The sequence below is a fragment of the Massilia sp. METH4 genome, assembly GCF_037094685.1.
Lineage (GTDB): Bacteria > Pseudomonadota > Gammaproteobacteria > Burkholderiales > Burkholderiaceae_D > Rugamonas.
Map to the genome: position 1 here is coordinate 1,004,369 of NZ_CP146614.1, position 25,941 is coordinate 1,030,309.

The following is a 25,941-nucleotide window of genomic DNA, read 5'->3' on the forward strand; positions in this document are numbered from 1 at the left end:
GCCGGCCCTCACGCTTGCACCACCGGCGCGCGCCACACCCCGCCATTGACGACCGCCGCGCACGGGTTGAAGCCGATCGCGTAGCACAGGTCCGCCGGGCGGGCGATGCGCCACAGCGCGAAGTCGGCCCGCTTGCCCGGTGCCAAAGTGCCGATTTCGTCTTGCAAGCCGAGCGCGCGGGCCGCGTGGGCGGTGGCGCCCTGCAGCGCTTCGAGCGGCGTCAGCCGCCACAGCGTGCACGCCATGTTCAGCGCCAGCAGCAGCGACGTCATCGGCGATGTGCCGGGGTTGCAATCGGTGGCCACCGCCATCGGCACGCCGGCCGCGCGCAGTGCGGCAACCGGCGGCGGCGTGGTGTCGCGCAGGAAGTAATAGGCGCCCGGCAGCAGCACGGCGACCGTGCCGCCGGCCGCCATCGCGGCGATGCCGGGCTCCCCCAGGTGTTCCAGGTGATCGGCCGACAAGCCGCGGTACCGGGCGACGAGCGCGGCCCCGCCCTGGTCGGACAACTGTTCCGCATGCAGTTTCACGGGCAGGCCGGCGCGGTGCGCCGCTTCGAACACCCGTTCGGTCTGGGCCGATGAAAAACCGATGCGCTCGCAGAACGCGTCGACGGCATCGGCGAGCCGTTCGCCGGCCAGTTCCGGGATCATGGCGATGACGGCATCGATGTACTCGTCCGGGCGCCCCGCGTACTCGGGCGGCAGCGCATGCGCGCCCAGGAAGGTGGTGGCCACGCGCACCGGCAGCACCTGCCCCACGCGGCGCGCCACGCGCAGCATCTTCGATTCCGACGCCAGGTCGAGGCCATAGCCGGACTTGATTTCCAGGGTCGTCACGCCCTCGGCCAGCAGGCTGCGAATGCGCGGCAAGCTCTGCGCGAGCAGCGCCTCTTCATCGGCCGCGCGCGTGGCGCGCACGGTGGACATGATGCCGCCGCCGGCGCGGGCGATCTCCTCGTAGGTGGCGCCATTCAGCCGTGCCTCGAACTCATCGCTGCGGTTGCCCGCATGGACGATATGCGTGTGGCAGTCGACCAGCCCCGGCGTCAGCCAGCAGCCCTGGCCGTCACGCGATACCCGCGCGCTGCCGTGCCGGGCCGCCTCCGCATACGGGCCCAGCCACGCGATGCGGCCATCGCGCACGGCGACCGCGCCGTCGCGGATTTCCCCGTAGCCTTCGGTGCCGGCCAGCGTTGCAAGGTGGACGTTGTGGATCAGCAGGTCCCATCCACTCATTGCAGCATGCCTTTTTCCTCCTCGGGGATGATGTCGACGATGTAGACGGTGGCCTGCGGCGCCTCCAGCACCCAGTGCTGCTCGCGGTCGAGCACCACGGCATCGTAGCGCACCATCGACATGCGCTCGCGCTCGCTGTGCACGGTGAGCGTGTCGCCGTCGGCCAGGAACAGGATCGTCAGCGCGCTGCGCCGTTCCAGTTCGGAATAGTCGCGGAACACGCGGCGCTCCACCTGGTGCGAGCAGCGGTCGCGCCGTGTCATCACATTGAAATCGACGGTGGGGCTGCCGTCCACGGTAACGGAAACGGGCACCTCGCCGGGAAAGGCCACCACCGGTTCGCGGTCGCTGAGCGCCACCTTGCGCTCGTTGCCCACATCCAGCACCACGCTGCCGCCATCGACCAGCGACAGCGTGCGGTCCACGCCGGGGAAGATCGAGAAGGGTCCGCTCTGGGCGATCGTCGCCAGGCTGATGCGGAAGTCGAAGTCGTCCAGGGTGGCGCCGGGTGGCGACGCGAGGATCTCGGTCGTGCACCCGCCGCCATTCTTCCAAGGCGTGGGATTCAGGCTTGCATACTGTATCAGCGTCGTCATGATCGCAACTCACGCAGGTCGGCCAGCGTCTGCGAGAAGCGCGCGGCGATGGCCGGTTGCGCCACGTGCTCCCGGCCGCGGACGACCCACTGCCCGCCGGCCAGTACGTCTTTTACCAGATTATCGTTGCCGCTGAAAATAAAACCGTTCAGCAACTCGGGCGGCGCGGCCACGTTCGGGTGCGCCTCGTCCAGCACGAGCAGGTCGGCGACATGGGCCGGCGCCAGTGCACCGACCTGTCTTCCCGCGGCCTGGGCGCCCCCTGCCAGGGCGGCCCGCCACAAGACATCGCCGACGCGCCGCTCATCCTGTCGCACCGCGGCGACATTGCGCCGCTGCCCCGCCAGGCGCTGGCCGTATTCGAGCCAGCGCAATTCTTCCACCGGGCTGGTGGAAACATGGCTGTCGCTGCCGATGCCGAACCGGCCGCCCCGTTCCAGGAACGGCGCCAGCGGGAACAGGCCGTCGCCCAGGTTCGCCTCCGTGGTGGGGCACAACCCGGCAACTGCGCCGCTGGCGGCCAGCGCCGCCAGTTCGCCATCGTCCACATGCGTGGCGTGGACGAGGCACCAGCGCTCATCGACTGCCAGATTATCGTACAGAAACCGCAACGGGCGGCGCCCGGTATGGTCCACGCACTGCCGCACCTCGGCCTCCTGCTCGGCGATATGGATGTGCACCGGGCGATCCGGCGGCAACGCCGCCAGCAGTTCGCGTATCTGCGCCAGCGAGGCGGCCCGCAGCGAATGCGGTGCCACGCCCACTTCGACCATCGCGCCGCGCAGCGGTTCCAGCGCCTCCACGATCGCCAGCACCTCGGCCGGGCCGCTGCGGAAACGGCGCTGTTCGTCGCGCAGCGGCGCATCGCCGAAGCCCGCGTAACCGTAGAGCACGGGCAGCATCGTGATGCCGATGCCGGCGTGGCGCGCACCATCGATCACGCGGCGGGCCGTCTCGGCCACATCGGGATACAACGCGCCATCCGGCGCGCGGTGGACATAATGGAATTCGCAGATGGATGTGTAGCCATGCCGCAGGCATTCGACGAACAGCTGGGCGGCGATCGCTTCCATCTGTTCCGGCGCGATGTGCAGGGCGAAACGGTACATGAGGTCGCGCCATGTCCAGAAGCTGTCCGGGCCATTTCCGGCGATCTCCGTCAGGCCGGACAGGGCGCGCTGGAAGCTGTGCGAGTGCAGGTTGACCATGCCGGGCAGCACGTAGTGCGCCTGCTCCACGCCGGCCGGGGCGGTGGTATCCGGGCTGACCGCGGCGAACCGGCCGTCGGCGTCCCACTCCAGCAGCACGTCGCGGTGCCAGCCGTCCGGCAGCAGCGCGTGGCAGGCGAACAGCGCCTTCACCGCTTCACCCAGTCCGCAGCGCCTTGCAGCATGCGCCGCAGGAGGGGCTGCACCTGCGCCGCCAGGTCGGGCCGGTAGCCGAACGGTGGCGCCTCGTCCATGTAAGTGTCCTGGCACATTTCGAGCTGCAAGGCGTGCATGCCCGCCTCCGGCCGGCCGTAGCTGCGCGTGATGTGCCCGCCCTTGAAGCGGCCGTTGACGGCGATCGTGTAGCGGCCGTCGGCGCGGGCAGCAGCGCTCACGAGCTCCGCCAGCGCGGGATCGCAGCTGGCGCCGTCGGCGCTGCCGAAGTTCAGGTCGGGCAGCTTGCCTTCGAAGAAGCGCGGCACCTTCGACGCGATCGAGTGCGCTTCCCACAGCACGACCCTGCCGTGCGCTGCCAGCAGCCGGTCCAGCTCGGTGCGCAGCTGGTCGTGGTACGGCTGCCAGTACAGGGCCAGCCGGCGCCGCACCTCGGTCTCGTCCGGCGCGTGGCCGGGCTGGTACAACGGCTCGCGGGCGAAGGTGTCGAGGGGGCACAGGCCCGTGGTGTCCTGGCCGGGGTACAGGTTCGTATTGTCCGGCGGACGGTTCAGGTCGATCACATAGCGTGACCAGTGGGCCGCCAACGTGGACGCGCCCAGCTCGCGCGCAAAACCGTACAGCTCGCGCAGGTGCCAGTCCGTATCCGCCAGCAGCCGCGCGGCAGGCGTCATCTTCTCCGCGATATCGGCAGGGATGCCCGTGCCCACGTGCGGCATCGAAATCAGCAGCGGCAGCGTGCCTGCTTCAAGGTGGAAGTCCATCGCCTCTCCTGAACACCGGTGACAGGCACCGCTCTTTTGGAAATGTTTCAAAAACCCCGGTGCCTGTCACCGGGGCTCGACTTGCTAGTCGAGCGGAAATGTTTCAAAAAACCGGGTGCCTGTCACCGGGGGTGGAGCGGGGTGAACAGGGGGCGGCAGTCGGCGGACAGGTCGCCGGCCAGCACCATGCGCTTGGCGGCTTCGATGTCGGGGGCGAAGTAGCGGTCGGCGTCGAAGAACGGGACCTGCCGGCGCAATTGCGCGTGCACATGTTCCAGGTGGGGCGACGTCTTCAGTGGCCGGTGGAAGTCGATGCCCTGCGCCGCCGCCAGCAGCTCGATGCCCAGGATGGCGGCCGTGTTGTGCGCCATCTCGTCCAGCCGGCGCGCGGCGAAGGTGGCCATGCTCACGTGGTCTTCCTGGTTGGCCGAGGTGGGCAGGCTGTCCACGCTGGCCGGGTGCGCCAGCGACTTGTTTTCCGACGCCAGCGCGGCCGCCGTCACGTGCGCGATCATGAAGCCGGAGTTGACGCCCGGCTCGCGCACCAGGAAAGGCGGCAGGCCGGACAGCGTGGCGTCGATCAAGAGCGCGATGCGCCGCTCGGCGATGGCGCCGATTTCGGCGATGGCCAGCGCAAGCGTATCGGCCGCGAAAGCCACCGGCTCGGCATGGAAGTTGCCGCCGGAAACGATGGTCACCTCCTCGCCCGTGCGGAACAGCAGTGGATTGTCCGTCACCGCATTTGCCTCGATCAGCAGGGTGCGCGTGGCGTTGCCGATCAGGTCCATGCAGGCGCCCATCACCTGCGGCTGGCAGCGCAGGCAGTAAGGGTCTTGCACGCGCTCGTCGCCGTACAGGTGCGAGGCGCGGATCGCGCTGCCGGTCACCAGTTGCCGGTAGATGGCGGCCGCCGCGATCTGGCCCGGCTGGCCGCGCACCTCGTGCACGCGGGCGTCGAACGGCGCGTCGCTGCCCTTGGCCGCGTCGAGCGACAGCGCGCCCGTCACCATGCCCGCCTCCAGCAGCCGCTCGGCCATGAACAGGCCGTGCAGCGCCAGCGCGGTGGATGCCTGGGTGCCGTTGATCAGCGCCAGCCCTTCCTTCGGTGCGAGGACCACGGGCGCGATGCCGGCCGCCGCCAGCGCCTCGTTCGCCTCCATCAGCTCGCCCTTCACGCGCACCTGGCCCACGCCTAGCAGGGCCAGCGTCATGTGCGCCAGCGGCGCCAGGTCGCCCGAGGCGCCGACCGAACCCTTCACGGGAATGGCCGGCATGATGCCGGCGTTGTACAGCGCCAGCAGCGTGTCGATGACGACGGCGCGGATGCCCGAATAGCCGCGCGCCAGGCTGCCGATCTTGGTCAGCATCAGGAGGCGCACCACATGGTCCGGCATCAGCTCGCCCGTGCCGACCGAGTGCGACAGGATCAGGTTGCGCTGCAATTGTTCCAGCTGGTCGTCCGGAATGCGCGTCCTGGCCAGCAGGCCGAAGCCGGTGTTGATGCCGTAGGCCGCATCGCCCTTTTGCACGATGGCTTGCACGGCCCGCGCGGAAGCGTCGATGTGCGCATAAGCGTCGCGTGCCAGCGTGACGGGGCCGTGCGCCGCCCAGGCGGCGCGCAGTTCGGAAAGCGTCAGCTTGCCGGGATTGAGTATCGAAGTCATCTTTACTTCACCATCGGAAGGTTCAGGCCATTGCGCTTGGCGCAGGCGATCGCGGTTTCATAGCCGGCATCGGCATGGCGCATCACGCCGGAAGCGCTGTCATTGACGAGCACCCGCGCCAGCCTGCGGGCGGCCGCCTCGGTGCCATCGGCCACGATGACCACGCCCGCATGCTGCGAGTATCCCATGCCCACGCCGCCGCCGTGGTGCAGCGAGACCCAGGTGGCGCCGCCGGCCGTGTTCAGCAGGGCGTTCAGCAGCGGCCAGTCGGACACGGCGTCGCTGCCATCCCGCATGCTTTCCGTCTCGCGGTTCGGGCTGGCCACGGAACCCGTGTCGAGGTGGTCGCGCCCGATCACGATCGGCGCCTTCAGCTCGCCATTTTTCACCATCTCGTTGAACGCCAGGCCGGCGCGGTGCCGTTCGCCCAGGCCCAGCCAGCAGATCCGCGCCGGCAAGCCCTGGAAGGCGATGCGCTCGCGCGCCATGTCCAGCCAGCGGTGCACGTTCGCATGGTGCGGGAACAGTTCCTTGATCTTCGCATCGGTCTTGTAGATATCCTCCGGGTCGCCGGACAGCGCCACCCAGCGGAACGGCCCGCGCCCTTCGCAGAACTGCGGGCGGATATAGGCCGGCACGAAGCCGGGGAAGCCGAACGCGTCGCGCACGCCTTCGTCAAGCGCCACCTGCCGGATATTGTTGCCGTAGTCGACCACCTTCGCGCCCAGCTGCTGGAAGTCCAGCATCGCTTGCACGTGCACGGCGCACGAAGCGGCGGCTGCCGCTTTCAGTTCCGCGTGCCGCGCCGGCTCGGCGCGCGCCGCCTGCCAGTCCGCCACGCTCCAGCCCTTCGGCAGGTAGCCGTTGATCAGGTCGTGCGCGGACGTCTGGTCGGTCACCAGGTCGGGCACCAGGCCGCCCTCGCGTGCCCGGCGCACGAGTTCGGGCAACACGTCGGCGGCATTGCCGAGCAGGCCGATCGAGATCGCCTCGCCCTTGTCCTTGTACTTGCGCACCAGGTCGATCGCTTCGTCGATGGTGCCCGCCTGCCGGTCCAGGTAGCGCGTGCGCAGCCGGAAGTCGATGCTGCTCTGCTGGCACTCCACGGTCAGCGACACGGCGCCGGCCATGGTGGCGGCCAGCGGCTGGGCGCCGCCCATGCCGCCCAGGCCGGCGGTGAGGAGCCAGCGGCCCTTGAGGTCGCCGCCGAAATGCTGGCGCCCCGCCTCGGCGAAGGTTTCGTACGTGCCCTGCACGATCCCCTGGGTGCCGATATAGATCCAGCTGCCGGCCGTCATCTGTCCATACATGAACAAGCCCTTGCGATCGAGCTCGTTGAAGTGTTCCCAGTTTGCCCACTTCGGCACCAGGTTCGAGTTCGCGATCAGCACGCGCGGCGCATCGGCATGGGTGCGGAACACGCCGACCGGCTTGCCGGACTGGACGAGCAGGGTTTCCTCCTCGCCCAGCTCCTTCAGGGCCGCCACGATCGCGTCGAAGCATTCCCAGTCGCGCGCGGCGCGGCCGATGCCGCCATACACCACCAGCGACTGCGGATTCTCGGCCACTTCCTTGTCCAGGTTGTTCTGGATCATCCGGTACGCCGCCTCGGCGCCCCAGGTCTTGCAGATCTTGTCGGGACCGCGCGGGGCGCGGATGTCGCGGGTGGGATCGAAGCGCGGGTCGCTCATGGCGTCTCCTCGAAGGTGGATGGATCCTCACAGCATAGGTTGTCTATACAAGCTGAGTCAAATGCTTTCTACATATCCCGGATGAAGTCGATGAACGCCCGCAGCGGCGCCGGCACGAGGCGCCGGCCGGGGTAATACAGGAACGGGCCGGAAAATGCCGGCCACCACGACTCCAGCACGGGTTCCAGTTCGCCGCGCGCCATATACGGCCGCAGCCAGTCCTCGAACAGGTAGACGATACCGCTCCCCGCCACCGCCGCGGCGACGGCCAGGTCGGCCCCGGCGCCCAGCCGCACGCGCAGCGGGCCCTGGGGATCGATCCGCACCGTTTCGCCATCGCGCACGAATTCCCACGGCACGGTGGCGCCGCTGGCGAAATAGCCGGCCATGCAGGCGTGCCGCAGCAATTCGTGCGGATGGCCGGGCCGCCCATGCCGGTCGAGATAGGCCGGCGACGCCGCTGCCGCGAAACGCTGCGTGCGCGGACCGATCGGCACGGCGATCATGTCCTGCTCGAGCCGCTCCTCGTAGCGGATACCGGCATCGAAGCCGGCCGCCAGCATGTCCACGAAGCTGTCCTCGACGGCCACGTCCACCACGATGTCCGGGTAGGCGGCGGCGAAGCGCGGCAGGATGGCCGGCAGCACCAGCCGCGCCGCGGCCAGCGGCACGTTCAGGCGCAGGGTGCCGGTTGGGCGGTCGCGGAAGGCGTTCACCACGTCGAGCGCCGACTGCACCTCGTTCAGGGCCGGCTCCAAACGGTCGAGCAGGCTGCGCCCCGCCTCCGTCGGTACCACACTGCGGGTGCTGCGATTGAGCAGGCGCACCCCCAGGCGCGCTTCAAGCCGGCGCACGGCCTCGCTCAGGCCGGACGGGCTGACACTGGCCACGCGCGCCGCATCGCGGAAGCCCCCGGCCCGCGCCACCGTGACAAAAGCGTTCAAGTCACCGAGATCGACTTTCATGGCACTCCATTGTTCGTTTTTTCGCACAACCCATGCACACTTTACTGGATTGTCGCGCAGCCGGGCCGCTCTTATCCTTTCCTCATCGCACATTCATCAAGGAGAACGACATGACGCACACCCCTCGTCACACCTGGCAGCTCGGCGACCACACGGTAAACCGGATCGGCTATGGCGCCATGCAGCTGGCCGGCCCCGGCGTGTTCGGCCCGCCGAAGGACCCGGATGCCGCCCGCGCCGTGCTGCGCGCCGCCGTGGCGGCCGGCGTGAACCACATCGATACGTCGGACTTCTACGGGCCGCATGTCACCAACCGGCTGATCCGCGAGGCGCTGCATCCCTACCCCGCCGGCCTGTGCATCGTGACGAAGATCGGCGCGCGGCGCGACGCCCAGGGCAACTGGCTGCCCGCGTTCTCCCGGCAGGAGCTGGTCGATGCGGTGCACGACAATCTGCGCAACCTGGGCCTCGATACGCTGGACGTGGTGAACCTGCGCGCCATGTTCAGCGTGGAAGGCCCGGCCGAAGGCTCGCTGGAAGAACCGCTGTCGGTATTGGCCGAACTGCGCGAGCAGGGCCTGGTGCGCCACATCGGCCTGTCCAACGTGACGGCGAAACAGGTTGGCGACGCGCGCCGCATGGTGCCGATCGCCTGCGTGCAGAACCACTACAACCTGGTGCACCGCGGCGACGATGCACTGATCGACGAGCTGGCCGCCGCCGGCATCGCCTACGTGCCGTTCTTCCCGCTGGGCGGCTTTTCGCCGCTGCAGTCAAACACGCTGACGGCCGTGGCGGCGCGCCTCGATGCCACGCCGATGGCGGTGGCGATCGCCTGGCTGCTGCAGCGCGCGCCGAACATCCTCCTGATCCCCGGCACCTCGTCCATCGCGCACCTGCGGCAGAACATCGCGGCCGCCGCGCTGGCGCTGCCCGCCGACGCGGTGGCGGAACTGGACGCGATCGCGGCTATCGCTTGAAAACCTGCCTGCCGCCCACCCACGTCTGCAACACGCCGATCCGGCCGATCATGGCCGGCGGCACCGTGAACAGGTCGCCGTCCGTCACGATGAAGTCGGCGCACTTGCCCGGCTCCAGCGAACCGATCACGTTTTCCTGCCCGGCCGCCCAGGCCGCGTCCAGGGTGAAACAGCGCAGCGCTTCCTTCACCGTCATCGCCTGCTCCCTGTACCAGCCCTGCGGCGGCCGGTCCTGCATGTCCTGCCGCGTGACGGCGGCGTGCAGGCCTTCGAAGGGGTTCGGCGACTCGATGGGAAAGTCGGACCCGCAGGCGATGCGCGATCCCTGCGCGAGGAAGGTGCGCCAGGCATAGGCGCCCTTGATGCGAGTGCTGCCCACGCGCTGCTCGGCCATGTTCTGGTCCGACGTGGCATGCGTTGGCTGCATCGACGGGATGATGCCCAGTTCCTTGAAACGCGGGATGTCGGCCGGCGCGACCACCTGCGCATGCTCGATGCGGTGGCGCAGTGCCGCCGGGTACTGCGGCAGCAGCGCCGCATAGCTGTCCAGGATCTGCTTGTTGCCGGCATCGCCGATGGCGTGCACGTTGACCTGGTAGCCGGCTTTCATCGCCTTGGCCATCCTGGCCCGCATGGCCGCATCGTCGTAGAACAGCAAGCCGTGCGTGTGCGGCGCATCGCTGTAGGGCTGGGCCAGCGCGGCACCGCGGCTGCCCAGCGCGCCGTCGGCGAACAGCTTGACGGCGGCCAGCGCATACAGGTCGTTCGCATGGCTTTTGAGCGGGCCATTCACCGCCAACTGGTCGAAGTCCTGAGCAGTGTCGCCGATCATCGCGTACACCCGCGTGGTCAGCTTGCCCGCATCCGCGTAGGCGCGGTACAGCTTGTCGGCACCCACGCCGATGCCGGCATCGTGCACGCTCGTCAGGCCCACGCTCCGCAGCCTGGCCAGCGCGCCATCGAGCGCGGCGCGGGACTCGGCCTCGGTGGGGCGCGGCACCACCTTGTTCACCAGGTCCATCGCCGCGTCGACGAGGATGCCGGTGGCATTGCCTTTGGCATCGCGCTCGATCTTGCCGCCGGACGGGTCCTTCGTATCCTTCGTGATGCCGGCCAGGGCCAGCGCGCGGCTGTTCACCCACACGGCGTGGCCGTCCACGCGGCGCATCAGCGCGGGCCGGTCGGCCACCGCCGCGTCGAGCTCGCGCGCGGTGGGAAAGCGTCCCAGCTTCCAGTTTTCCTGGTTCCAGCCATTGCCCACCGCCCAGGCGCGCCGCGGATTGGCGCGCGCGAATTCGGCGATCGTCTTCACGGCGCCTGCCAGGCTGGTGGAACTGTACAACTCCGCGCCGGTAGCGATCTCGCCCAGACCGAACACGTGGCCATGCGCATCGATCAGGCCGGGCAGCACGGTCTTGCCGCCCATATCGACGTGGGTATAGCCCGGCGCCTTCGCGGTTACCTCGGCCGCCGTGCCGACGGCCACGATGCGCCCGTTCGCATCGAAGGCCAGCGACTGGAAGCGCACCAGTTCGTCCCTGGCGGTCAGCGTGTAGCCGTTGGCATTGTCGATCACGGTGCCGGGAGCGGCATGGACCTGGACGGCGAGGTCGAGGCTCGTGGCCAGCAGGAGAAAGCGCATGGGAGTCCTTCGTGGGTACGAAAGCTCCAGAGTGTAGCGCCAATCCCCTACATCGCGTCGTGGAAGATGATCCCCAGCGTATGGCGCCGCCCGCTGCGCAGCCGCGACACGCCGTGCCGCATGTTGACGCGGTACACGCCGCGCGTGCCGTTCACGGGCCGGTGGTGCACGGGGAAGATCACGCAATCGCCCTGGGCCAAAGGCACCACCTCGGCGCGCGACTGCATGCGCGGGCGCTGTTCCGTGAGCACGAATTCACCGCCGGTGAAGTCCACCCCGGGCCGCGACAGCAGGAATGCCGCCTGCAGCGGGAACACGTGCTCGCCGTACAGATCCTGGTGCAGGCAGTTGTAGTCGCCCGCGCCGTAGCGCAACAGCAGCGGCGTGGGGCGCACCTGGCCGGCGGCATGGCAGCGCGCCAGGTACTCGTCATGCCGCGCCGGATAACGCTCGCCGATGCCCTGCGCCGTGTTCCAGCGGTTGGCGATCGCCGCGAGCGGCGCGTACATCGCGTCGCGCAGTTCCCGCACCAGGTCCGGCAGCGGATAGCGGAAGTACTGGTATTCGCCCCGGCCGAAGCCGTGCCGTTCCATCACGATGCGGCTGCGGAACAGGTCCGCATCGTCGTAGGCTCCCGCGAGCAGCGCGCAGTCGCCGGGCGTCAGCAGGGCCGCGATCCGCGCGCAGCCGAAGGCGTCGAGTTCGTCGCCCACGGCTTGCCAGTCCACGTTCACTTCGCGCCCTCCCGCTCCAGCAAGGCCTGCTTGCGCTCCACGCCCCAGCGGTAGCCGGAGATCGAACCGTCGTTGCGCACCACGCGGTGGCAGGGAATCGCCACGGCGATCGCGTTGGCCGCGCAGGCGCCGGCAACCGCGCGCACGCTCTTCGGAACACCGACCAGCGCCGCCAGTTCCGTGTAGCTGACCGTGCGCCCCGCGGGAATGGCGCGCAGCGCCTGCCACACCCGTTGCTGGAAGGCCGTGCCGCGCACGTCCAGCGGCAGGTCGAGTCCCGTCTCCGGCGCCTCGACCAGGCCGATCACCTGCGCCACCACCGCCTCGTATGCGGCTTCCGCGCCCACCAGTTCGGCGTTCGGGAAGCGGTCCTGCAGGTCGCGCGCCAGGACTTCGGGATCGTCGCCCATCAGGATCGCGCAAATGCCCACATCGGTGCTGGCCACGAGGATGGCGCCCAGCGAGCATTGGGCGATGGCGAAGCGGATCGTGGCGCCGCTGCCGCCGCGGCGGAAGGCGGTCGGCGTCATGCCCAGCGCCGCGTTGGAGGTGGCGTAGAAGCGGCCGCTCGAGTTGTAGCCGGCGGCGTAGATCGCCTCCGTCACCGAAGGTTCCCTGGCCAGGCCTTCGTGCATGCGCTCCTTGCGGCGCGCGGCGGCATAGGCCTTGGGCGTGATGCCCGTCTGCGCCTTGAAGATGCGATGCAGGTGGAAGGGGCTGACGCCGCTGGCCGCGGCCAGCGTGGCCAGGTCGGGTTCCCCCTCGGCTGCGTCGATCAGGCGGCAAGCCTCGGCCACGAGCGCCGCATGGCGCTCGGCCAGCGGCGGCTGGTCGGGCTTGCAGCGCCGGCAGGGGCGAAAGCCCGCCTGCTCGGCATCGGCCGTGCTGGCGTGGAAGGCGACATTGGCGCGCAGCGCCGGCCGGGCGCCGCACGAGGGCCGGCAATACACGCCCGTGGTGCGCACCGAGTAATAGAACTGCCCGTCGGCGGCCCGGTCGCGCCGCTGCACGGCGGCCCAGCGCGCCTCGTCGCTGTCATAGGGGTGGAAGGTGGGTTCATTCATGGCTGGCTCCAGCGATCATTGTATGCCGCCATGATGGGCGGCGGGCGCCGCCGCGGCACTCCGGCCCTTGCTTTTGAATTCAATACGCGCCTAGAATGCCGCGACCCATGGCGCAGCGAAGGAGGCAGGAACTTGGAAGCACGGCACGACGCAGCGGGTACGCCCATCTTCCAGCAGATCAAGGATTTCCTGTTGGCGGGCATCGCCGCCGGGCACTGGAAGGAAGGCGACGTGATCCCGTCGGAACAGGCGCTCGTCAAGCAGTTCGGCGTGTCGCGCATGACCGTCAACCGCGCCGTGCGCGAACTGACCGCCGAGGCGGTGCTGACGCGCCGCCAGGGTTCCGGCACCTATGTGGCCCCGCAGAAGGTGCAGGCCACGCTGCTGGAGATCAAGAGCATCGCCGACGAGATCCGGGCGCGCGGCCACACGCACCGCAGCGCGCTGCAGCGGCTCGAGGCGGCAGCTGCCCACGAACTGCTGGCCAAGCAATTCGAATTGCCCGCTGGTCACACCCTGTTCCACTCGATCATCGTTCATTACGAAAACGGCGTGCCGATCCAGGTGGAAGACCGCTGGGTCAACCCGCAAGTGGCCGCCGACTACCTGGCACAGGACTTCACGCGCGTGACGCCCAGTGAATACCTGCTGGCCGCCGCGCCGCTGCAGGCCGCCACCTACAGCCTCGAAGCGCTGGCGGCGCCGCGCGACATCGCCGACATGCTGGCCATGGATGCGCGCCAGCCCTGCCTGGTGCTGCGCCGGCGCACGCGTTCGGGCGGCAAGGTGGCCTCGCTCGTCACCATGTGGCACCCGGGCCACCGCTACCAGTTCGCCGGCAGCGTTGCGACCGGTGCACACGCCTGAGTGCGTCACTCTGCCCCGCCGGTGTATATTGGTTGACCATCGAACGCCGATCCGGCCTTAGTCAACTTCACGAAAGGAAGCCGTTGCCGTCCACCCCCGCCCGCCCCGCGCGCCGCCTGCTGCTGCAAGCGGCCTTGCTGCTGTGCGCATGCGGCCCGGCCGGTGCGCTGGAGCGCGTGACCGTCCAGCTGAAATGGCACCACCAGTTCCAGTTCGCCGGCTACTACGCCGCGCAGGACAAGGGTTATTACCGCGACGAGGGGCTGGAAGTCACCCTGCAGGAGGGCCGGCCGGACACCGACCCGGTGCAGGCCGTGCTCGCCGGCCGGGCCCAGTATGGCGTGGGCGGCAGCAACCTGCTGCTGCACCGCGCGGCCGGCAAACCCGTCGTGGTGCTGGCCTCGATCTTCCAGCACTCGGCCGCCGCGCTGTTCACCCGCCGGCTCCCGGACGGCAAGCCCATGCATTGGGCCGGCGCGCGCGTGATGCTGGCACCGGGCAACGACGAACTGCAAGCCTACTTGCTGCGCCAGGGCGTCAAGCCGGCCGACCTGAAGCTGCTGCCGCACAGCCAGCGCCTGGACGATCTGCTCGAGGGCAAGGTCGACGCGATGGCGGGCTACATGACGGATGCCCCCTACACGCTCGGCCGGACCGGCGCGGCCTTCGAAGTCCTGTTGCCGCGCTCGGCCGGCATCGACTTCTACGGCGACAACCTGTTCACCACCGAGCACGAGCTGAAGGAATACCCCGAGCGGGCGCGCGCCATGCGCGAGGCCACGCTGCGGGGCTGGCGCTATGCGCTGGCGCACCCCGAAGAGATCGTGGACCTGATCCGTGCCCGGTACCCGCAAGGGCATTCGCGCGAACACCTCATGTACGAAGCGCGCCAGACCGCCAGGCTGCTGGAGCATCCGCTGGTGGAACCGGGCTACAGCAACCCTGTGCGCTGGCAGACCATCGCCAATACCTACATCACGCTGGGCATGCTGCCGCGCAGCGTACCGCTCGAGGGCTTCCTGTATCGCGAGCCGGAGCCGCCGCAGCGCTGGCCCTTGATCGCCGCCGGCACCCTGGCGGCCCTGTTGGGCGCCGCGGCGGTCTGGCGCGCGCGTGCGCGCCCCCGGCCTGCGCCGGTGTCCGCCGCGCCCGTGGCGGCCCCGGCCCCGGTGGCCGAGCGGGCGCTGGAAGCGGCCAGCGAGGGCGTGTGGGAATGGCATCCGCAAAACGACGAGGTGCGCCTCTCGCCGATCGTCGGTGAACTGCTGGGCTATGGCCCGGACGGTTTCGCGCCGCGCGACCGCGACGCGTGGATGCAGCACGTGCATCCGGACGACCGCGTGCAATTGATGCGCGAGCTGTCGCGCATCGGCCTCGATCCCGTCGACGACGCGCTGCTCGTGCACGAATGCCGCATGCGCTGCCGCGACGGCAGCTTCCGCTGGGTGGCGCTGCGCGGCCGCGTGGCCAAGCGGGCCGGCACCCAGCCGGTGCTGGCCAGCGGCACGCTGGGGCCGGTGAACGACCGGGTGCTGGCCGACCGCGACCGGCTCTCCGCCGTGCTGGAAGCGATGCCCGGCGGGATCCTGGTGGCCGACCGCGGCGGCCGGGTGCAGCAGGTGAACCGCGCCGCCGCCAACTGCTTCGGCTACCAGCCGGGCGACATGGCTGGCCTGTCGATGGAATTGCTGGTGCCGGAAGTGATGCGCAGCGCGCCCGGCCTGCCGCGCGAACTGTTCTCGCGCCCCAACCTGCCGGGCCGCGTGCTGACGGCGCGGCGCGCCGACGGCGCCCATTTCCCGGCCATGGTGCACCTGGCGCCGATAGAGATGGCGGGCCAGGGCCTGTCGGTGGTGTCGGTGCGCGACATGACGCAGCGCCAGCGCACCGAGCAGGCCCTGCACGCCAGCTCCGAGCGCTACCGGCTGATCGTGCAGACGGCCACCGAGGGCATCTGGATGCTCGACGCGGGCGACCGCACCACGTTCGTCAACCCCACGATGGCGCGCATGCTGGGCTATGAACCCGACGACATGATGGGCCGCCCGATGAAGGACTTCATGGACGCCGAAAGCGTGGCCCAGCTGATGCGCCAGAACCAGCGGCGCCGGCCCGGCGAGGCCGAGCAGGGCGACGCGCGCTTCTACCGCAAGGATGGCTCGTCGATGTGGGGCCTGGTGTCGACTACGCAGATCCACGACGACAACGGCGGCTACACCGGCACGCTGGCGATGATCACCGACATCACGGACCGCCGCCTGGCCGAGGTGGCCCTGCGCAATTCCAGCCAGCGCATGGCATCCGTGTTCAACGCCGTGACGAACGGCCTGGTGGTGCTGAACGGCGAAGGCGTGATCCTCGAATGCAATGCGGCGGCGGCCGGCATGCTGGGCCCGGCCGCGGCCAGCGGCGCGCGGCTGTGGCCCGGCATGCACGAGGACGGCCGGCAGCTGGCCGGCGACGAGCATCCGGTACAGCGCGCGCTGGCCACCGGCCGCTCGGTACGCGACGTGGTGATGGGCGTGACGAGCGCCAGCGGCGGCATCTGCTGGCTGTCGGTGAACGCCGAGCCGATGCGCGACGAGCTGGGCGCCGCGACCATGGCCGTGGCCAGCCTTACCGACATCACCGAGCGCAAGAACAGCGCGGACGCGCTGCGGCGCGGCGAGCAGCGCCTGCAGGAAATCATCAAGATGATGCCGATCGGCCTGTTCCTGAAAGGGCCGGACGGCCGCATGCTGCTGATGAATCCCGCCTGCGAGCAGCAGTTCGGCTACACGATGGCGGACCTGCACAATGGCAGCTACGCGCACCTGCACTCGCCTGCCGAGGTGGCCGAGTTTGCGCGGCGCGACCGTGACGCGTTCACGCGCGGCGAGCAGATCGACTACGAGGAAACGCTGTTCAACCCCGTGCTGCGCCAGCAGCTCACGCTGCGCACGTTCAAGAAGCCGGTCTTCGACGAACAGGGCAAGCCGGTGTACCTGATCTGCATGTCGCTCGACATCACCGAGGCGAAGCGCCAGGAACAGGCGCTGCGCGAACTGAACGAGCACCTGGAAGAACGGGTGGTGCAGCGCACCGAGCAGCTCGGCCAGGCGAAGAAGATCGCCGAGGAAGCCAGCCAGGCCAAGGGCCAGTTCCTGGCCAATATGAGCCACGAGATCCGCACGCCGATGAACGGCGTGATCGGCATGGCGCACCTGGCGCTCAAGACCGAGCGCGATCCGCGCCAGCGCGATTACCTGGAAAAGATCCGCTTCGCCGGCGAGCACCTGCTGGGCATCATCGACGATATCCTCGATATCTCGAAGATCGAGGCGGGCAAGCTGGAGATCGAAGAGGTCCAATTCCAGCTGGCCCAGGTGGTGGAGACCCTGACGACGGTGGTGGTGCCGAAGGCGGCCGCGAAGGAACTGCACCTGGACATCGACATCGGGCCGGAAGTGCCACCGGTGCTGCGCGGCGATCCGCTGCGGCTGGGGCAGGTGTTGATCAACTATGCGAACAACGCCATCAAGTTCAGCGAACGGGGTCGAATCGGCGTGCGCGTCCGCTGCGAGGCGGTCGCCGATGCGCACTGCCTGCTGCGCTTCGAGGTCAGCGACGAGGGCATCGGCATGACGGAACAGGAAATGGGCAAGCTGTTCCAGTCGTTCCAGCAGGCTGACGCCTCCACCACGCGCGCCTACGGCGGGACCGGGCTGGGACTTGCCATCTGCAAGGAGCTGGCACACCTGATGGGCGGCGAAGTCGGCGTCACCAGCGCGCCGGGGGCCGGCAGCACGTTCTGGTTCACGGCCCGGCTGGGCATTTCCGGCGCCGGGGGCGCGGCGCCGGTGGACACGTCGCCGCCGCTGCCGGCCCCGGAGCCGGCATCCCTCAAGGGTGCCCATATCCTGCTGGTGGAGGACAATGCGTTCAACCAGCAGATCGGCCTGGAGATGCTGGAAGAGGCGGGTGCCACGGTGCAGCTGGCCGGCAATGGCGCCGAAGCGCTGGCGCGGCTGGAGGAGGAGCGCTTCGATTGCGTGCTGATGGACGTGCAGATGCCGGTGATGGACGGGCTGGAGGCAACGCGCCGCATCCGCGCCGACGCGCGCCTGACCGGCCTGCGCGTGCTGGCGATGACGGCCACGGCGACCAGCGACGAGCGGGAACGCTGCCTGGCGGTGGGCATGGATGACTTCATCGCCAAGCCGATCCAGCCGGCCTTGCTCGTGCGCACCATCGCCGCCTGGTTGCCCGAGCGCCGCGCCAATCGCGGCGGCCACGGCGGCGCGGGACGCGACGGCACTGGGCGGCGGCCGCATGTCGCGCTGGTGGGCGACCCGGCCGTGATCGACCTCTCCGTGCTGGCGCAGGTGCTGGGCTACCAGCCGGAAAAGATCCGCAATTTCGCGCAGAAATTCCTGCAATCGGCGGAGGCCGGCCTGGCCGAACTGGACGAAGCCATGGCCGCCGGCGACATCGCGCGCATCCGCGAACTGGGCCACCGCCTGAAGGCGGCCGCCCGCACGGTGGGGGCGATCGGCATGGGCGAACTGTGCGAGCGCATGGAACAATTGCCACCGGCCGGCCCCGCGGCGGAACGCGGTGCCGGCGCACTGATCGGGCAATACCGCCCGCTGCTCGATCAGATCAGGGAACACATCATGAATCACACGACCATCGGCGAGCACTGACATGAACTACGCCTTGCGCATCCTGCTGCTGGACGACGACGCCTTCATGCTGGACATGCTGTCCGACATGATCGCCGGCCTGGGCTACGCCAACGTCCATGCCGCCACGGACGCGCGCAGCGCGCTGAAGGTCTTGCCCACCTTCAAACCGGACCTGCTGGTCTGCGACCTGTCGATGCCGGAAATGGATGGCATCGAGTTCCTGCGCGCCGTGGCCGAGCGGGGTTTTGCCGGCGGCGTGATCCTGCTTTCCGGCATGGACAGCGGCATCCTGCGCGCCGCGGAAACACTGGCGATGGCGCAGGGCCTGACCATCGTGGGCGCGTGCAGCAAGCCGCTGTCCCGCGCCGCGCTGGCCGACCTGCTGGAGGTAGCGGGCGGCAGCCCCGCTGGCGGCACACGGTAACGGAAAATAGGTTATTATTTGTTCCATCCCCGCCTGATTCCTTCTTGCAAGCTTCCTTCGTTGAGTCTGCCTTGACATTGTGCTTGTCATTGAATTCATGGGCACCGGCCTCCATCTGGCAGCAACGAGCTGGCGGCAAAGGGCGCGCCAGGCGAACTTAATCTGATCCCGAAAGGGGAAAACAACATGAGCGAAAACATCAAACACATTACCGACGCGTCGTTCGAAGCCGACGTGCTCAAATCCGACCGTCCCGTGCTCGTGGACTTCTGGGCCGAGTGGTGCGGTCCGTGCAAGAGCATCGCCCCGATCCTGGAAGAAGTCGCCAAGGAATATGACGGCAAGCTGACGATCGCCAAGCTGGACGTGGATTCGAACCAGACGGTGCCGGGCAAGTTCGGCATCCGCGGCATTCCCACGCTGATCCTGTTCAAGAACGGCGTGCCGGCGGCGCAAAAGGTTGGCGCGATGGCAAAAGGCCAACTGACCTCTTTCATCGACAGCAATATTTGAGTAATATAGGTGGTGTTGCGCCCGCAGCACCACCTGCCTGGCCGGGACCGAGGCACCAGCCCCCCGAGAACAATAAGTCCAACGCAGTTCCCTCCCCTACCTTACTTTCCCGTCACGGGACACTCAAACATCTATGCATCTATCTGAATTAAAGGCCTTGCACGTTTCGGCGTTGCTGGAAATGGCCATCAGTCTGGATATCGACAATGCTGCCCGCCTGCGCAAGCAGGAGCTCATGTTCGCGATCCTGAAGAAGCGCGCCAAGGCCGGCGAGCAGATCTTCGGCGACGGCGCCCTGGAAGTGCTGCCGGACGGCTTCGGCTTCCTGCGCTCGCCGGACGCCAGCTACATGGCGTCGACCGACGACATCTACATTTCGCCGTCGCAGATCCGGCGCTTCAACCTGCATACGGGTGATTCGATCGAAGGGGAAGTGCGCACGCCGAAGGATGGCGAACGCTACTTCGCCCTGGTCAAGGTGGACAAGGTCAACGGCGAATCGCCGGAAGCCTCGAAGCACCGCATCCTGTTTGAGAACCTGACGCCGCTGCACCCGAACGAGCCGCTGCGCCTGGAGCGCGAGATGAACGGCGCCGAGAACATCACCGGCCGCATCGTCGACCTGATCGCGCCGATCGGCAAGGGCCAGCGCGGCCTGCTGGTGGCATCGCCGAAATCGGGTAAATCCGTGATGCTGCAGCATATCGCCCACGCCATCACGGCCAACCACCCGGACGTGACGCTGATCGTGCTGCTGATCGACGAACGTCCGGAAGAAGTGACGGAAATGCAGCGCTCGGTGCGCGGCGAAGTCGTCGCTTCCACCTTCGACGAACCGGCCACCCGCCACGTGCAGGTTGCCGAGATGGTCATGGAAAAGGCCAAGCGCCTCGTCGAGATGAAGAAGGATGTGGTCATCCTGCTGGACTCGATCACCCGCCTGGCCCGCGCCTACAACACCGTGATCCCGGCCTCGGGCAAGGTGCTGACCGGCGGTGTGGACGCCAACGCGCTGCAGCGCCCGAAACGCTTCTTCGGCGCCGCCCGCAATATCGAGGAAGGCGGCTCGCTGACCATCATCGCCACGGCGCTGATCGAAACGGGCTCGCGCATGGACGACGTGATCTACGAGGAATTCAAGGGCACCGGCAACATGGAAGTGCACCTGGAACGCCGCCTGGCCGAGAAGCGCGTGTACCCGGCGATCAACCTGAACAAGTCCGGCACCCGCCGCGAGGAACTGCTGATCAAGCCCGACCAGCTGCAGAAGATCTGGATCCTGCGCAAGCTGCTGTACTCGATGGACGAGATCGAGGCGATGGAGTTCATCCTCGACAAGATGCGCGCCACGAAGACCAATACCGAGTTCTTCGACATGATGCGCCGCGGCGGCTAAGAACCGCCCAAGAACCGGAGCCAGGCGCTCCGGTTCTTTCATTCAAAAATTGCTTCAAAATGGGGACAGACCCCATTTTTCGGGAAACATTTCCTGGAAAATGGGGTCTGTCCCCATTTTCCAGTCAACGGTTGGTGTATAATCCCCGGCTGTTTTTAACCCTGGCAAGTGATCAGCAATCGGGTCGAGAAGCTGTTGGACCGACGAAGTGCTGTTTGGCTACCAAACTTTGAGAGAGAAGCACATGAAAGCCGATATCCATCCCGATTACCGTGAAGTCCTGTTCCACGACCTGTCCTGCGACTTCAAGTTCGTGACCCGCTCCACGATCCAGACCCGCGAAAAAGCGACCCACGAAGGCGTGGAGTACCCGCTGGTGAAGATCGAAGTCTCGTCGGAATCGCACCCGTTCTTCACGGGCCAGCACAAGATCGTCGACACCGCCGGTCGCGTGGAAAAGTTCCGCCAGAAGTTCGGCAAGGTCGGTTCCAAGACCGCCGTCTCGCAAGGCTGATCAGCCTTTTGCGCTTGAAGAAAGGCAGCTGCGGCTGCCTTTTTTTATTGTTTTCGCCGATACTCCTGTTTCCGACGTCAGCCCTTGAGTGAATGAAGCCCGTACGCCTCCCCGCCTCCGCCGTCCTTGCCCTGCCCCGCTGGGCCCTGTTTGCCCTGGCCATGCTGTATATCCTGCCCGGCGTGATCGGCCGCGAACCATGGAAGAACGACGATGCCGCCAGCTTCGGCGTCATGTGGACGATGGCACACGGCAGCTGGCAGGATTGGCTGTGGCCCAATATCGTGGGCATGTCGGTGCCGCAGGAAGGCCCGCTCATGTTCTGGCTGGGCGCGCTGTGCATCAAGCTGTTCGGATGGCTGCTCGGCGACGTGCTCGCCGCCCGCATCGCCACCATCGGTGTGTTCCTGCTGGGCGCGCTGTCGCTATGGTACGCCACCTTCAACCTGGGCCGGCGGCCCGAGGCGCAGCCGCTCAAGCTGGCCTTCGGCGGCCAGCCCGAGCCGGACGACTTCGGCCGCACGCTGGCCGATGCCGCGCTGCTGATCTACCTCGGCTGCCTGGGTTTCCTCCAGCACAGCCATGAAACCACCTCCGAACCGCTGCTGACGGCCCTGCTGGCGCTGACCCTGTACCGCTCGGTGCGCTATATGGAAAAGCCATGCTGGCGCAATGCAGCGCTGATCGGCGTGGCGCTGGGCCTGATGACGCTGACCCGAGGCTGGGTGCCGCCCGCCTTCGTGCTGGCGGCCCTGTTCATCTGCACGCGCTTCCTGGCGATCCCTGCCGGCAAGGCGCTGCCCCACCTGCTGGCCTCGCTGGGCGTGGCGTTCGCCGTCACGCTGCCGTGGCTGGTGCCCGCCTTCGCCACCCGGCCGTACGGCCAGGCGCCGCTGGTGGCCTGGAACACGTGGAACATGGCGCAGCTGGCGCTGCCGAGCCTGCGCCCCCTGCAAATCTTCTTCCGCGATGGCGTCTGGTTCTTCTGGCCCGCCTGGCCTTTTGCGCTGTGGGCCGCCTATGCCTGGCGCCGGCAGAACAACCTGCTGCACATCGTGGTGCCGACTACCTTCGTCATCGTGGCCATTGCCATGTTGCTGATGAATCCGGCGCCGGAACACGCCCAGCTGCTGATGCTGGTGCCGCCGCTGGCGATCATGGCCGCGTTCGGCCTGCTGACGGTGCAGCGGGGCGCGATCAACGCGATCGACTGGTTCTCCGTGATGGTGCTCACGCTGGGCGCCGCAGTACTGTGGCTGTTCTGGTATGCCCAACTGACGGGCTGGCCGCCGAAGCCGGCCCACAACGTGCTGCGGCTGGTGCCCGGCTACGTGCCCGAACTGAACTGGCTCGCCCTGCTGGTGGCCATTGCCGCCACGCTCGGCTGGTTCCTGCTGGTGCGCTGGCGCGTCTCGCGCCGGCCCTCGGTGCTGTGGCGCGCGGTGGTGCTCTCCTCGGGCGGCGTGATCCTGATCTGGATCCTGTGGATGACGCTGTACCTGCCGCTGACCAACTACAACAAGAGCTATGCCACGGTGGCGCGCCAGGCCGCCGCCGTGCTGCCCGCCGACACGGATTGCGTGGCGAGCAATGCCGGCCCGGCGCAGCGCGCCTCGTTCGCCTATTTCGGCAAGCTGCCGTTCAACAGCGTGGACACCGCCCAATGCCGCGTGCTGCTGTGGCAGGACTACACGCGCGGTGAACGGCGCGACCCGCCGGGCGACTGGGCGCTGCTGTGGGAAGGCCGCCGCGTAAGCGAACGCAGCGAGCGCTTCCGCCTGTTCCGCCGGACGGCCCCGTGATGCGCAGCGGTATATCCAGAGCCGCCGTGCTGGCCGCCGCGCTCTGCGCCAGCTGGCCGGTGGCCGCGGCCCAGGCCGTTGTCGCATCGGCAACAGCCTGGCCACGCCTCGCGATCACGGGCGAGAACACGCCGCCGACCAGCATGCTCGTCGACGGCAAGCCCGCCGGCCGTCAGACCGACAAGGTGCGTGAAATGCTCGAGCGCGTGGGCGTGCCGTATTCGATCGACATCCTGCCCTGGAAGCGCGCGTTCATGATGGCGCAGCGCGACGCAAACACGTGCGTGTATTCCACCACCCGCACCGTTGCGCGGGAAAAGCACTTCAAGTGGGTGGGCCCGATCGTGGAATCGGACTGGGTGCTGATGGCGCGCGCCGACCGCCCGCTACGGCTGCGCACGCTCGAGGATGCCCGCCCCTTGCGCATCGGCACCTATGCCGGCGACGCGCGCGACGAATTCCTGCGCAGCCGCGGCTTCAAGGTGGACGCGGTGGCGAACGACGCACTCAATCCGGAAAAGCTGCTGCTGAACCGGATCGACCTGTGGGCCGTGGCGGCGCGCCCGGACTTGGACGGTACGGCGCGGATCGGGCGCAATGGCCAGCTCGTGCCGGTACTGGTGTTCAACCGCGTTGGCCTGTACCTCGCCTGCCATCCCACCGTGCCTGACCGGCTCGTCGAGCGCATGAATGCGATGTTCGATACAATGCGTCGCGATGGGTCGCTGGGCCGCATCGACCGCCGCTACGATGAAGAAAAAACAGGCCGGCAATAAACGTTATAAATCATTGTAGACAGACCGTAATTAACCATTGCAAAACCTGTTGCGGATCAAGATTTTTTCTTCAGGAAACTAAAGACAAAGCTTGCGCAGCCCGGTATAGTCCACATATACGCTACGTTGCCGCTCGGCATTAAAGACCGCCCACAGGTCATACCATACAAGCTGCCACCCAGGCAGCGCCCGTGCCTCGCTCAACGACACACCCGGCAGTGCCCCATTCGCGTGCCGGAATTTCCAGCTAGTACTGACGCGCCCCGCAACCGCGCTTCGGGTACTTTGCGAACGACAATCATCCGTGTATCAGTAATTGTTGAGTCTGCCACATGTTCAATTTCTATAAACTTCAGCTCGCGCTCAAGAACACCTGGGTGCGCCTCGCCCTGGTCGTGCTCGCTATCGTAGCGGTTGTTTTCGCCGTCATCCGTACCGAAGTCGTGCAGGACACCAGCCCGGTCGTCCGCTCGCAGAACATCTCGGAAATCACGGCCCTCGTGAGCCAGCGGGAGCGGCTCGATTACCTGCTCATCGCCCGCCCGCTGTCGGACTCGCCCCGCTATATCTACAAGTTCAAGGATACGCCGCAGCTGCACGTGGTGAAGGTGCCGAGCACCTCCCACCTGAGCCTGGAGCGCGAAGTCCTGCTGCGCAATGGCCTGCCGTACGCGATCGCCAAGGAGGATTACCTGTCCAAGCACAAGGCCGTGCTGCTGGACGACGGCAGCACGATGGCCGGCGTGACCGCCTTCGTGCAGCGCCACGCCTTCGACATCGTGGTCATCGCCCTGCTGCTGTTCGTGCTGAAGTTCGGCCTGCCCGGCATGGGTGGCGCGTCGGCCGCCGTGATCACCCCGGACAAGCTGAAGGGTTCCATGGATGACCTGATCGGCATGGAAGACATCAAGCAGGAAGTGCTGCACCTGGAAGACATGATCCGCAACCGCGAAGTCTACAAGCAGCACAATATCGACAAGCCGTTCAACGTGATGCTGACGGGCCCCGCCGGCACCGGCAAGACGAAGCTGGCCGGCTACCTGGCCAAGCGCCTGGGCTACCCGCTGATCTCGGCTTCGGGCTCGGCGCTGGAATCCGGCTACATCGGCGGCGGTTCGAAATCGCTGAACGCCCTGTACCGCAAGGCTGCCGCCCGCGGCAACTGCATCATCTTCCTCGACGAGGCACAGGCGCTGTTCATGCCACGCGGCCGCGGCGAGAAGAAATGGGAAGACGATACGGCAAACACCCTGCTGGGCCTGCTGGACGGCGTGAAGAGCGACGAAGGCAAGGGCGTGATCTGGGTGGTGGCGTCGAACTTCGACGACAACAACTCGCAGATGGACGAGGCGATGCTGCGCCGCTTCTCGGTGAAGATCAACTTCCGCCTGCCGAACAAGCTGGAACGCAAGGAACTGCTGCGCTCCTTCCTGGCCCGCAAGGAAGAAGGCCTGGTGGACTGGAACGACATGGACCTGGACCAGGTGGCGGAAATCACGCAGAACCTGTCGCCGGCCCTGCTGGAAACCGTGGTCGACCGCGCCTCGCTGCTGTCGATCCAGGACAAGCAGGTGATCAATACCGACCTGATGTTCCGCGCCTTCGAACGCGCCACGATCGGCCTGACCGACCGTGCCACGACGGCCGAGAAGACCCGCCAGCGCGAGCGCATCGCCCTGCACGAACTGGGCCACTTCTTCATGCAGATCGACCCGCACCTGCGCGCCGGCATGTCGCTGGCCGAGGTGAAGGAAAAATCGCACCTGCTGAAGATCAGCACGGAATCGGTGTCGAAGCTGAACGCGCTGGGCTACGTGCTCTCCGCCGGTGACGACATGTCGCTGCGCACGCTGGAAGAACTGGAACGCGACGTGATGCAGCTGTACGGCGGCGTGGCGGCGGAAGAACTGTTCTACGGTGCCCGCGGTATCTCGGTGGGCAGCCAGAACGACATCCAGAAGGCGACCTCGATGCTGCATACGATGGTCAACAGCCTGTCGATGTATTCGCGCTCGAAGCTTGACTACAGCCAGTTCAAGAACGAGATGAGCGGCGAGCACACGCTGGTGCAGGTGGAAGCGAAGGCGGACGAGCTGTACAGCGAAACGCTGAAATCGATCGCCGACTACCGCGACGTGATGGAATCGCTGAAGGACGTGCTGATGGAACGCTACGTGCTGACCAAGGACGACGTGTTCGAACTGCTGGAAGAACGCCTCGACCCGGCTCCGCTGCGCCTGGCAGCATAAGGTTCACCTTCGA

General features: G+C 67.5%; 20 protein-coding genes. 10 read left to right on the top strand and 10 right to left on the bottom strand.

Going from position 1 to position 25,941, the window contains the following annotated elements:
• Window positions 1-8 precede the first annotated feature (8 nt).
• The 7 genes from hutI to V6Z91_RS04525 form a co-directional block, all read right to left on the bottom strand.
• On the bottom strand, window positions 9-1,238 hold the full coding sequence (hutI, locus tag V6Z91_RS04495; protein WP_338767188.1) for an imidazolonepropionase: 1,230 nt from the start codon (window positions 1,236-1,238) through the stop codon (window positions 9-11).
• Window positions 1,235-1,834: a HutD family protein gene (locus V6Z91_RS04500; protein WP_338767191.1), complete on the bottom strand. Its 600-nt coding sequence runs from the start codon at window positions 1,832-1,834 to the stop codon at window positions 1,235-1,237. Before V6Z91_RS04500 ends, hutI begins: the two co-directional genes overlap by 4 nt.
• Window positions 1,831-3,195, bottom strand: coding sequence for a formimidoylglutamate deiminase (locus V6Z91_RS04505; protein WP_338767193.1), 1,365 nt, complete (start codon window positions 3,193-3,195; stop codon window positions 1,831-1,833). Before V6Z91_RS04505 ends, V6Z91_RS04500 begins: the two co-directional genes overlap by 4 nt.
• Complete coding sequence (gene hutG / locus V6Z91_RS04510; protein WP_338767195.1) at window positions 3,192-3,980, bottom strand: N-formylglutamate deformylase; 789 nt, start codon at window positions 3,978-3,980, stop codon at window positions 3,192-3,194. The genes V6Z91_RS04505 and hutG overlap by 4 nt, the downstream gene beginning before the upstream one ends.
• Window positions 3,981-4,102: 122 nt before the next feature.
• The gene (gene hutH / locus V6Z91_RS04515; RefSeq protein ID WP_338767198.1) at window positions 4,103-5,644 is read right to left on the bottom strand and encodes a histidine ammonia-lyase; all 1,542 of its coding nucleotides are present in this window, start codon (window positions 5,642-5,644) and stop codon (window positions 4,103-4,105) included.
• Window positions 5,645-5,646: 2 nt separating this feature from the next.
• Complete coding sequence (gene hutU, locus V6Z91_RS04520; RefSeq protein ID WP_338767201.1) at window positions 5,647-7,335, bottom strand: urocanate hydratase; 1,689 nt, start codon at window positions 7,333-7,335, stop codon at window positions 5,647-5,649.
• Between the two features lie 68 nt (window positions 7,336-7,403).
• The gene (locus tag V6Z91_RS04525) at window positions 7,404-8,300 is read right to left on the bottom strand and encodes a LysR family transcriptional regulator (RefSeq protein ID WP_338767204.1); all 897 of its coding nucleotides are present in this window, start codon (window positions 8,298-8,300) and stop codon (window positions 7,404-7,406) included.
• Between the two features lie 110 nt (window positions 8,301-8,410).
• Between V6Z91_RS04525 and V6Z91_RS04530 the strand changes: the two genes are divergently transcribed.
• Window positions 8,411-9,280 carry an aldo/keto reductase family oxidoreductase gene (locus tag V6Z91_RS04530; RefSeq protein WP_338767206.1) on the top strand — a complete coding sequence of 290 codons (870 nt, stop codon included), beginning with the start codon at window positions 8,411-8,413 and terminating at the stop codon, window positions 9,278-9,280.
• On the opposite strand, the gene V6Z91_RS04535 is transcribed toward V6Z91_RS04530, so the two are convergent.
• Genes V6Z91_RS04535 through ada form a run of 3 tightly spaced genes read right to left on the bottom strand, consistent with a single transcriptional unit; the run spans window position 9,270 to window position 12,720 of the window.
• Window positions 9,270-10,922, bottom strand: a complete 1,653-nt coding sequence (locus tag V6Z91_RS04535) for an amidohydrolase family protein (protein ID WP_338767208.1) — start codon at window positions 10,920-10,922, stop codon at window positions 9,270-9,272. The genes V6Z91_RS04530 and V6Z91_RS04535 overlap by 11 nt on opposite strands.
• Window positions 10,923-10,969: 47 nt before the next feature.
• Window positions 10,970-11,650 carry a 2OG-Fe(II) oxygenase gene (locus V6Z91_RS04540; RefSeq protein ID WP_338767210.1) on the bottom strand — a complete coding sequence of 227 codons (681 nt, stop codon included), beginning with the start codon at window positions 11,648-11,650 and terminating at the stop codon, window positions 10,970-10,972.
• A gap of 2 nt (window positions 11,651-11,652) precedes the next feature.
• Window positions 11,653-12,720 (bottom strand): bifunctional DNA-binding transcriptional regulator/O6-methylguanine-DNA methyltransferase Ada, encoded by a 1,068-nt coding sequence (ada, locus tag V6Z91_RS04545; protein ID WP_338767213.1) that lies wholly within the window; start codon window positions 12,718-12,720, stop codon window positions 11,653-11,655.
• A gap of 132 nt (window positions 12,721-12,852) precedes the next feature.
• Here ada and hutC point away from each other — a divergent pair, with 132 nt between their 5' ends.
• The 9 genes from hutC (at window position 12,853) to V6Z91_RS04590 (ending at window position 25,928) form a co-directional block, all read left to right on the top strand.
• The gene (gene hutC, locus V6Z91_RS04550) at window positions 12,853-13,587 is read left to right on the top strand and encodes a histidine utilization repressor (protein WP_338767216.1); all 735 of its coding nucleotides are present in this window, start codon (window positions 12,853-12,855) and stop codon (window positions 13,585-13,587) included.
• 83 nt (window positions 13,588-13,670) lie between these two features.
• Window positions 13,671-18,272 (top strand): PAS domain S-box protein, encoded by a 4,602-nt coding sequence (locus tag V6Z91_RS04555; RefSeq protein ID WP_338767219.1) that lies wholly within the window; start codon window positions 13,671-13,673, stop codon window positions 18,270-18,272.
• A 1-nt stretch (window position 18,273) separates the two neighbouring features.
• Window positions 18,274-18,678 carry a response regulator gene (locus V6Z91_RS04560; protein ID WP_338767222.1) on the top strand — a complete coding sequence of 135 codons (405 nt, stop codon included), beginning with the start codon at window positions 18,274-18,276 and terminating at the stop codon, window positions 18,676-18,678.
• 186 nt (window positions 18,679-18,864) lie between these two features.
• Window positions 18,865-19,191, top strand: a complete 327-nt coding sequence (trxA, locus tag V6Z91_RS04565) for a thioredoxin TrxA (RefSeq protein ID WP_155709880.1) — start codon at window positions 18,865-18,867, stop codon at window positions 19,189-19,191.
• A gap of 133 nt (window positions 19,192-19,324) precedes the next feature.
• Window positions 19,325-20,587 carry a transcription termination factor Rho gene (gene rho / locus V6Z91_RS04570; RefSeq protein WP_338767232.1) on the top strand — a complete coding sequence of 421 codons (1,263 nt, stop codon included), beginning with the start codon at window positions 19,325-19,327 and terminating at the stop codon, window positions 20,585-20,587.
• A gap of 244 nt (window positions 20,588-20,831) precedes the next feature.
• Complete coding sequence (locus V6Z91_RS04575; protein WP_338767235.1) at window positions 20,832-21,101, top strand: type B 50S ribosomal protein L31; 270 nt, start codon at window positions 20,832-20,834, stop codon at window positions 21,099-21,101.
• A gap of 92 nt (window positions 21,102-21,193) precedes the next feature.
• Window positions 21,194-22,903: a glycosyltransferase family 39 protein gene (locus tag V6Z91_RS04580; protein WP_338767238.1), complete on the top strand. Its 1,710-nt coding sequence runs from the start codon at window positions 21,194-21,196 to the stop codon at window positions 22,901-22,903.
• The gene (locus V6Z91_RS04585; protein WP_338767241.1) at window positions 22,903-23,679 is read left to right on the top strand and encodes an ABC transporter substrate-binding protein; all 777 of its coding nucleotides are present in this window, start codon (window positions 22,903-22,905) and stop codon (window positions 23,677-23,679) included. The genes V6Z91_RS04580 and V6Z91_RS04585 overlap by 1 nt, the downstream gene beginning before the upstream one ends.
• Window positions 23,680-24,011: 332 nt before the next feature.
• On the top strand, window positions 24,012-25,928 hold the full coding sequence (locus tag V6Z91_RS04590) for an AAA family ATPase (protein WP_338767244.1): 1,917 nt from the start codon (window positions 24,012-24,014) through the stop codon (window positions 25,926-25,928).
• Window positions 25,929-25,941 lie beyond the last annotated feature (13 nt).